This window comes from Faunimonas pinastri (genome assembly GCF_900110915.1).
In the GTDB taxonomy this organism is placed as follows: Bacteria; Pseudomonadota; Alphaproteobacteria; order Rhizobiales; family Afifellaceae; genus Faunimonas; species Faunimonas pinastri.
Window position 1 is genome coordinate 76,134 of the sequence record NZ_FOFG01000016.1, and the last position, 7,671, is coordinate 83,804.

Below are 7,671 nucleotides of genomic sequence, written 5' to 3' on the forward strand. Positions count from 1 at the left end.
TGCGGCAGATCCCTTGATCTGATAAGCAGGGTAATCCTGTACGGTCTGGTGAGCGAAATTCAGCAATGGCCAGAGGCGACCTTTCCGACCTCGAGGTGCTCGCGACGGTGGCGGGGCATCGGAGCTTCCGCCGCGCGGCCGCCGAACTCGGCGTTTCCGCCTCCGCCCTCAGCCACGCGGTGAGCGGGCTGGAGGAGCGCATGGGGGTTCGCCTTCTGAACCGGACGACCCGGAGCGTCGCGCCGACGGAAGCGGGCGAGCGGCTGATCGCGCGGCTGGCTCCTGCGTTTTCCGAAATCCGCTCGGCGATCGCCGACGCGCGCTCCTCCATGGGCCGGCCCGCCGGTGCGCTGCGCCTGACCGTGCCGACGTCCGCCGCCCAGCTTCTCCTCGGTCCGCTGCTGGCGCGCTTTCTCCAGGCTTTCCCCGAGATCGAGATGGAGGTGTCGGCCGATAACTCTCTGATCGATGCCGTCGCCGCCGGTTTCGACGCGGGCATCCGTTTCGGCGAAAGGCTGCAGCAGGACATGGTCGCCGTCCGCATCGGCCCGGACCAGCGCATGCTGGTGGTCGGCGCGCCCGCTTACCTCGCGCGGCGCGGCACGCCCGAGCGGCCGCATGATCTCGCCGGGCACAATTGCCTGCGGCAACGGCTGCCCAGCGGCGGCATCTATCGGTGGGAGCTGGAGAAAGAGGGCGAACCGACGGAGTTCGAGCCGGCGGGATCCTTCACCACCAACGATCATATCGTGTTGAAGCGCATGGCGGTGGACGGCTTCGGCCTGACCTTCATGTTCGAGGGACATGTGGCCGACGAGATCCGGGACGGGCGGCTCGTGCCGGTGCTGGAGGACTGGTGCCCCGCCTTTCCGGGCTTCTTCCTCTATTATCCGAGCCGCCGCCACATGCCCGCAACCCTGCGCGCCTTCATCGACTTCTTGAAGGCCGAAGTCTTCTGAAGCCCCTGTCCGGCGGGGACGCCGTGTCGCAGAGCATCGCGCCATGCTTGGGGAACCGAATGAGGGTTCGTGTCCTTGAAGCTCGCATCCCACCCGCGTAAATGCGCAAAGATCCCAGGAGACATCCATGTCGAACGACAATCAGGCACCCGTCTGGTTCATCACCGGCTGCTCGACGGGCTTCGGCCGTGAACTCGCCCGCCTCGTGCTGGAGCGTGGCTGGAAGGCGGTCGTCACCGCCCGTGACGCAAGCAAGGTGCAGGACCTGACGGAGGGTCACGAAGGCAACGCGCGCGCGATCGCGCTCGACGTGACCGACCCCGCGCAGATCAAGAAGGCCGTCAGCGAGGCCGAGCAGGCTTTCGGCGGCATCGACGTCCTCGTCAACAATGCCGGCTACGGCTACATGGCGGCCGTCGAAGAAGGCGAGGAGGACGAGATCCGCGCCATGTTCGAAACCAACTTCTTCGGTCTCGCGGCGACCATCCGCGCCGTCCTGCCCGGCATGCGCAAGCGGAAGCGCGGCACCATCGTCAACATCTCCTCCGTCGGCGGCCTCGTCGGCTTCCCCGGCTCCGGCTATTACGCCGCCACCAAGTTCGCGGTGGAGGGGCTTTCCGATTCGCTCTCCAAGGAACTGGCGCCGCTCGGCCTCAAGGTGCTGGTCGTGGAGCCCGGCCCGTTCCGCACCGACTGGGCCGGCCGCTCGCTGAAGCAGTCCAAGACCTTTATCGACGATTACGAACAGACGTCCGGCTCGCGCCGCAAGCAGACCGCCGGCTACAGCGGCCAGCAGCCGGGCGATCCCGTGCGCGCGGCGGAAGCCATGATCAAGGCCGTGGAAGCGGAAAACCCGCCGCTGCACCTCGTGCTCGGCAAGCCCGGCCTGGAGAACGTCCGCAAGAAGCTCGATGCGCTGATCAACGACATCGACACCTGGGAGGAAACCACGCTGGGCGCCGACTTCCCCGACGCTCAGTAACGGCCGGCTCCCTCCTCAGGCGAAAGCCTTCACGGGAAAGCCGGGGGAGGGACGAAGCCGCCGAACGCTTCTTCCAGAAGTTCGGCAAAGCGGATCGGCGTCCGGTCTTCCATATATGGGCCGATGATCTGGACGCCGATCGGCAGGCCCTCAGGGCCGAGCCCGGTCGGCGCGACGCTGGCGGGCAGGCCCGGCGCGGTCGCAAGCCCCGACCAGACGGACTGGTCGATATAGTCGGCCTCCTCGCCGTCGATGACGATGCGTCGCTCCGCCTTCGGCTCCGTCGGCTCGAACTTCCGGTAAGCCGGGGTGGAGAACGGCGGGCAGAGCACCACGTCGAACGCTTCGAAAAGCTTTGCCCATCGGTGGCGCAGTCGCGCTCGCGCCTCGTTCGCGTCGATCCATTCGTGATGGCGCATCAGCGTGCCGCGCAGGCGGCAGGCGCGCAGCGAATGGTCATCGCCATCCAGCGACGCGACCTCAGCCTCCATCTCCCGATAGAATTGCGGAGGCCGCCCGGCCGAAAGCGCGGAAGCGAGCAGCGTGGCGTAAAGGCGCGCGGCTTCACCAAGATCGGGCAGGAGATCGCTTTTCCGCCGCACCGTCGCGCCCGCTCGCTCAAGCTTTGAGGCAAGTTGGTCCAGCGCATCGCGGACGGAGGGATCGGTCGGGAACAGCGGATGCTGGTCGATCACCAGCACGCGAAAATCGCCGATCGCCTCGTGCCGCGCCGGCGGTAGCTCAAAGCGGAACGCACCGGCATGTTCGGCATCCGGCCCGGCCAGCATGTCGAGCGCCAGGGCGAGATCGCCGGCGGTGCGCGCCAGCGGCCCCGGCACGGAAAGGTCGAGGCGCGCGACACGGCCGAGCGCATGGCCGCCATGGGCGACCAGCGGGAAGCTCGGCTGATGACCGAACAGGCCGCAGAAATGCGCGGGCACGCGGATGGAGCCGCCGATATCGGAGCCGATCTCCAGGGAGACGAAGCCCGCGGCCAGCGCCGCCGCAGCCCCGCCGGAAGAGCCGCCCGCCGTGCGATCGAGATCGTAGGGGTTGGAAGTCGCGCCGAAGAGCGGATTGACGCTCTGCCAGTCGTCGAGGAATTCCGAAACGTTGGTCTTGCCGAGAATGATCGCCCCGGCCGCGCGCAATCGCGCCACGGGATCGGCATCCCGCCGGGCAATGGAATCCCGGAAGGCCGGAACGCCCCACGTCGTCGGCAGGCCTTCCACGTCGAAGGATTCCTTGATGGTGATGGGCAGTCCGGTAAGCGGACGACGCTCTCCGCGCGCCAATGCCGCGTCTGCCGCATCGGCCGCGTTCCGCGCCCGCTCGAAATCGCGGACCACCACCGCGTTCAGCCGGCCATCCAGCGCCTCGATACGGGCAATGGACGCCTCCAGCAATTCGCGGGCGGACATCTCGCGGTTTGCGAGACTGCGGGAAAGCGCCCGCGCGCTTCGATAGGCGAGTTGATCGTGAGACATTGCCGCAGGTTCCAGGCCGAGCGGCCAGAGGTCCACCAGAGCGGCCGGGCGATCAAGCCCGAACATTATGCAGGCAGGGCATCAGGCGGACCAACCGCGATTTTTCGGAGAGTGGTGCGGGTGGTCGGGGTCGAACCGACACTCCTTGCGGAACCGGATTTTGAGAGACCCCAGATGCCCTATCCTTTGTGTATCCGGGGGTATCCGTTTTCCCGATAACCGACTGTCAGTACTAGCTTTTTTCGGATATCGAGTCACCCATACCTAACCGGATGTACGCCACGGTTGGCTTTCTAGGTGCACCTATATTGCACCTGAAATCCGACCTCATCGGAGGTTAGGAATGCCCAAAATCAAACTCACCAAGACCGCTGTAGACGCAGCAACCCCGCAGGAGCGCGATTACGAACTCCGCGATACGACGATACCCGGCTTCCTTGTCAAGGTCACCCCGGGCGGCCGCAAGATTTTCATGGTGGCCTATGTCGCCCATAATGGGCAGCGCCGAAAGCCCGCTATCGGCCGCTATGGCGAGATCACCGTCGAGCAGGCACGCGGGATCGCGCAAGACTGGCTGGCCGAGGTTCGCCGCGGCGTCGATCCCAGCGCCGAGCGGGCCACCGCCCGGCAGGCGCCCACGGTCAAAGAACTCTTCGACCGGTTCATCACCGACTACTCGGAGAGCCGCAACAAGCCTTCCACCGTCGAGTCGAACCGCGGTTACGGCAAACGCTACATCATCCCGGTGCTCGGCCAACTGAAGGTGCCCGACGTCACCCGCGCCGACATCTCGGACCTGATGAAGAAGATGTCGAAGAAGCCAACTAACGCAAATCGCGTCCTCGCGGCCGTGCGGAAAATGTTCAACATGGCCGAGGTCTGGGGCATGCGCCCCGACGGGTCCAACCCCTGCCGCCACGTCCCGAAGTTTCCGGAACGGGGAAAGACCCGTCTGATCACCGACAGCGAGATGAAGAAGCTCTTCGCCTACCTCGCGCGCGCCGAGGCCGAGGGTCTTGAGCATCCCTTCATCCTCCTCGCGGTCCGGCTGCAGTTCGAATTCGCAGCGCGCATGTCGGAGATCCTCCAACTCGAATGGTCGTGGGTCGACTACGACAATCGGCGTGTCGTCTGGCCCGACAGCAAGACCGGCGGCATGTCCAAACCCATGAGCGCTGAAGCTCAGCGGCTCTTCGAGACCGCGCCGCTGCTTGAGGAATCGCCTTTCGTCTGCCCGTCCGTCTTCGATCCCAACCTGCCGATGTCGAAGCACACCTATTATCAGGGCTGGCGGCGCATCCTTGAGCGTGCGGGGCTCCCGCATATCGGTACGCACGGCATTCGGCATCGCTCGGCGACCGACATCGCCAACTCCGGCATCCCGGTGAAGGTCGGCATGGCGCTCACCGCCCACAAGACGGTGACCATGTTCATGAAATACGTCCACACCGAGGACGATCCGGTACGGGCGGCGGCGGAAGCGGTGAACCAGCGACGGCAGGCTCTGCTTGGCGGTCACTCGGCGAGCCCGCCTCCCGCGCCGATGCCGGCGCCGATTGTGGACGTGCCTTCGGTGGCGCCCGAGGTCGAGGTTATCGAGCCGGTGTTGACCGCGACCGGCAAGCCCCTCGGCTACGAGGACGGCCAATACGATTCGCGCACCAAGCTCGGAAACTATCGGCCGTTCCGTCATCGCTCCGGGGAAAACCGCGCCGTCCCTCCTGGCACCAAGCGCGACGAGCCGAAGGAGGCGAGCCATGCGTAAGGACGCCAACCAGCAGCGCCGCTGGCCTACGGGGGACATCCTGCGTCGCGCCCGGTTTGTCGATGACGCTGGACCGATCCGGTTCGTCGATACCGAGGCTGCGGCCCGCTACCTCGCTCTCGAAGCGCACACGCTCGAATGCTACCGCTCGCTCGGCGGCGGGCCCATCTTCCATAAGTTCGGAAAATGGGTCCGATACGCGGTCGACGATCTCGATGCCTGGGCCGAAAGTTGCCGTCGCGTGACCACGGCGTCACCGGCCGCTCCGCGCGTCCTTCCCATTGACCTCGAATAGCTTGGAGGCTATATGACTTGGGAAGTCAGATTGCATTCGGCCTTCGAGGACGAGGTTCTGGCCTTCGAGCGTGACGTCCGTATCGCACTGGTCGCCGCCGCCAAGCTGCTCGCCGATTTCGGTCCCCAGCTTGGCCGGCCCCACGCCGACACACTCAAGGGGTCGAGGCACTCAAATATGAAGGAGCTGAGGTTCGAGGCGGCTGACGGCGAATGGCGAGCAGCTTTCGCCTTCGACCCTGAGAGAAACGCGATCATTCTCGTGGCCGGCGACAAGTCCGGCGGAAGCCAGAAACGCTTCTACAGGAGCCTGATCGCAAAAGCGGATTTACGGTTTTCCGACCATCTGGACAATCTGAAATCCGCAAGGAAGGGAAAGTAAGATGGCACGGAGCCTGAACGAATTCATCGCTGAACTCCCTGCGGATGAGCAGGCGGAGATTGAGGCCCGCTACCAGGTCCTCAAGCAGGAAGTCGAAGGCCTGCGCGAACTGCGTCAGATCGCGGGCAAGGCGCAGGCCGACATCGCGACCGCACTGAACATCAAGCAGCCTTCCGTCTCGAAGATCGAGAAGCAGGCGGACATGTATCTCTCGACGCTGCGGAGCTACGTCGAGGCGATCGGCGGGAAGCTGGAACTGATCGTGAAACTGCCGACTCGCCCGGCATTCACAATCCAGCATCTCGGCGACGTGGCGGGCTCAGACGAGAGACCGACGCGGAGTGTTGCGCGGCGCAGGTCCGCCTAGTGGTAAACGTTCTCAAGGCCCGGGAAAGGACTGGGGCGCTTGTCTGGGGGGAAGCGTTGGTTTGCCGACCGCTGGCTCCACCTTACTCCAAAAAGCTTTCAACGTTATATCGAGCCGTTTGTTGGAAGCGGCGCAATGTACTTCTCTCTACTTCCAGAGATAGCAATCTTGAAGCTAAGGTTATCGTCGAAGGCGTTGAGGCGATCGTCGGTGTTCAGGGCGGCGTGTAACCTCACTCCATTTACAAACTGCGCGTCGAGGGGTTCAGCTAAGACGCTGCGCGCGCAGCTTCATCCGACCTGTTCGACTTGGAGCGTCCCGGGCGCCAGCGGCTTGATGAGCGACTTCGCCGATATTGAGGGGTCGAGCCAATCGACCCAGGCGTCGCGTTCGAGGATAACGATTTGCCGATCGTGGTAGGGCGCCATGTCAGGACCCGGCCCCATGGAAAGCATGGTGAAGGCTTCGCCGACGTCAGTGGTCTCCCGCCAAATGCCGGCAATGCAGAAGATCGGCTCGTCCCGCTTCGTGAAAAGCCATTTGTCCTTGCGTTTCTTTCCTTTCTCGGTCGGTTCGCTGAATTCGTAGAATCCGTCCGCGACGATCAAACAGCGGTTCGTGGTGAACTCGCGTCCGTCGGACCGAAAGTTATAGACCGGCTTTTTGCTCGGACCCGGCCAGCTCCAACGCCGCTGAACGAGGTCGCCTTCCCCGCGAACGCCTTCGACCGTGCGGATGATCGGCGCCACGTCGGTGATCTTGATGTCCTCACGCACCTCGATGTTCGGCGTGCCCTCGCCAAACCGGATCTTGATCTTCAGATCGGCGAAGTCCTCTACGATCGAGGCGACATCTACCTTCAGGCGATAGTCATTGCACATAAGACCTCCGGTTCCACCGCTCTTATACGGTACCCATGAGCGCAACGACATTCGGTTCCGAAGACTCGTTCCGCCAACGGCGTCTGAGATCCGGCGTGACAGAGACGAGAGCCCCACTTGGGCCTCCGCCCAATCACCGCAACCCGCGTGAAGTTGCCGTGCCGGCCGAGTCTTCATCCACTAGGCTATGCCGGAATGCGTGCGCCCATCCATCTCAAGCGTGATAGCTCACGCCTTTTCCGCAACGCGTTTGCATACATGCATGAAGGCGCTCACGATTATGATCCAAGTTGACGCGCATCCAACGAATTCGCTGGAAGCAATTATGCGAAGCGTTCTTGCTCTGGCTGCGCTGTTGTGGCCTGCCCCCATTAGGTGGCCCGGTTGGAATCTAATGCATGGTGGGCTTTGACGTGCTCCCCGAGTTTGGACCGCCCGGCTGGAGGATTTCCGGGGGTGTGACGTGCTCCCCGAGTTTGGACCGCCCGGCTGGAGGATTTCCGGGGGTGCTGCTCAGGCTGTCGCACCGTCTCCTGAGCGTTTCATCAGCTCGA

Annotated in this window: 8 protein-coding genes; 6 read left to right on the forward strand and 2 right to left on the reverse strand. The window is 64.0% G+C overall.

Annotated features, from left to right (window positions below; genetic code table 11):
- The first annotated feature begins 65 nt into the window (after positions 1 to 65).
- Both BMY25_RS17545 and BMY25_RS17550 read left to right on the forward strand, forming a co-directional pair.
- The gene (locus BMY25_RS17545) at positions 66 to 959 is read left to right on the forward strand and encodes a LysR family transcriptional regulator (protein WP_092498983.1); all 894 of its coding nucleotides are present in this window, start codon (positions 66 to 68) and stop codon (positions 957 to 959) included.
- Between the two features lie 127 nt (positions 960 to 1,086).
- Positions 1,087 to 1,941, forward strand: coding sequence for an oxidoreductase (locus BMY25_RS17550; protein ID WP_092498986.1), 855 nt, complete (start codon positions 1,087 to 1,089; stop codon positions 1,939 to 1,941).
- A 29-nt stretch (positions 1,942 to 1,970) separates the two neighbouring features.
- Here BMY25_RS17550 and BMY25_RS17555 read toward each other — a convergent pair whose 3' ends face one another.
- The gene (locus tag BMY25_RS17555; RefSeq protein ID WP_092499022.1) at positions 1,971 to 3,428 is read right to left on the reverse strand and encodes an amidase; all 1,458 of its coding nucleotides are present in this window, start codon (positions 3,426 to 3,428) and stop codon (positions 1,971 to 1,973) included.
- A 343-nt stretch (positions 3,429 to 3,771) separates the two neighbouring features.
- On the opposite strand from BMY25_RS17555, the gene BMY25_RS17560 reads away from it, so the two are divergent.
- From BMY25_RS17560 to BMY25_RS17575, 4 genes are read left to right on the forward strand one after another with little or no spacing between them, the layout of a single operon-like run.
- A complete protein-coding gene (locus tag BMY25_RS17560; protein ID WP_092498988.1) occupies positions 3,772 to 5,193 on the forward strand; it encodes a tyrosine-type recombinase/integrase in 1,422 nt (473 codons plus the stop codon).
- The gene (locus BMY25_RS17565) at positions 5,186 to 5,488 is read left to right on the forward strand and encodes a MerR family transcriptional regulator (RefSeq protein WP_092499002.1); all 303 of its coding nucleotides are present in this window, start codon (positions 5,186 to 5,188) and stop codon (positions 5,486 to 5,488) included. Before BMY25_RS17560 ends, BMY25_RS17565 begins: the two co-directional genes overlap by 8 nt.
- Positions 5,489 to 5,500: 12 nt before the next feature.
- Positions 5,501 to 5,869 carry a type II toxin-antitoxin system RelE/ParE family toxin gene (locus tag BMY25_RS17570; protein WP_092499004.1) on the forward strand — a complete coding sequence of 123 codons (369 nt, stop codon included), beginning with the start codon at positions 5,501 to 5,503 and terminating at the stop codon, positions 5,867 to 5,869.
- 1 nt (position 5,870) lies between these two features.
- The gene (locus BMY25_RS17575; protein ID WP_177176921.1) at positions 5,871 to 6,236 is read left to right on the forward strand and encodes an XRE family transcriptional regulator; all 366 of its coding nucleotides are present in this window, start codon (positions 5,871 to 5,873) and stop codon (positions 6,234 to 6,236) included.
- Positions 6,237 to 6,526: 290 nt separating this feature from the next.
- Here BMY25_RS17575 and BMY25_RS17580 read toward each other — a convergent pair whose 3' ends face one another.
- Positions 6,527 to 7,117, reverse strand: coding sequence for an SOS response-associated peptidase (locus tag BMY25_RS17580; protein ID WP_092499006.1), 591 nt, complete (start codon positions 7,115 to 7,117; stop codon positions 6,527 to 6,529).
- Positions 7,118 to 7,671: the final 554 nt, after the last annotated feature.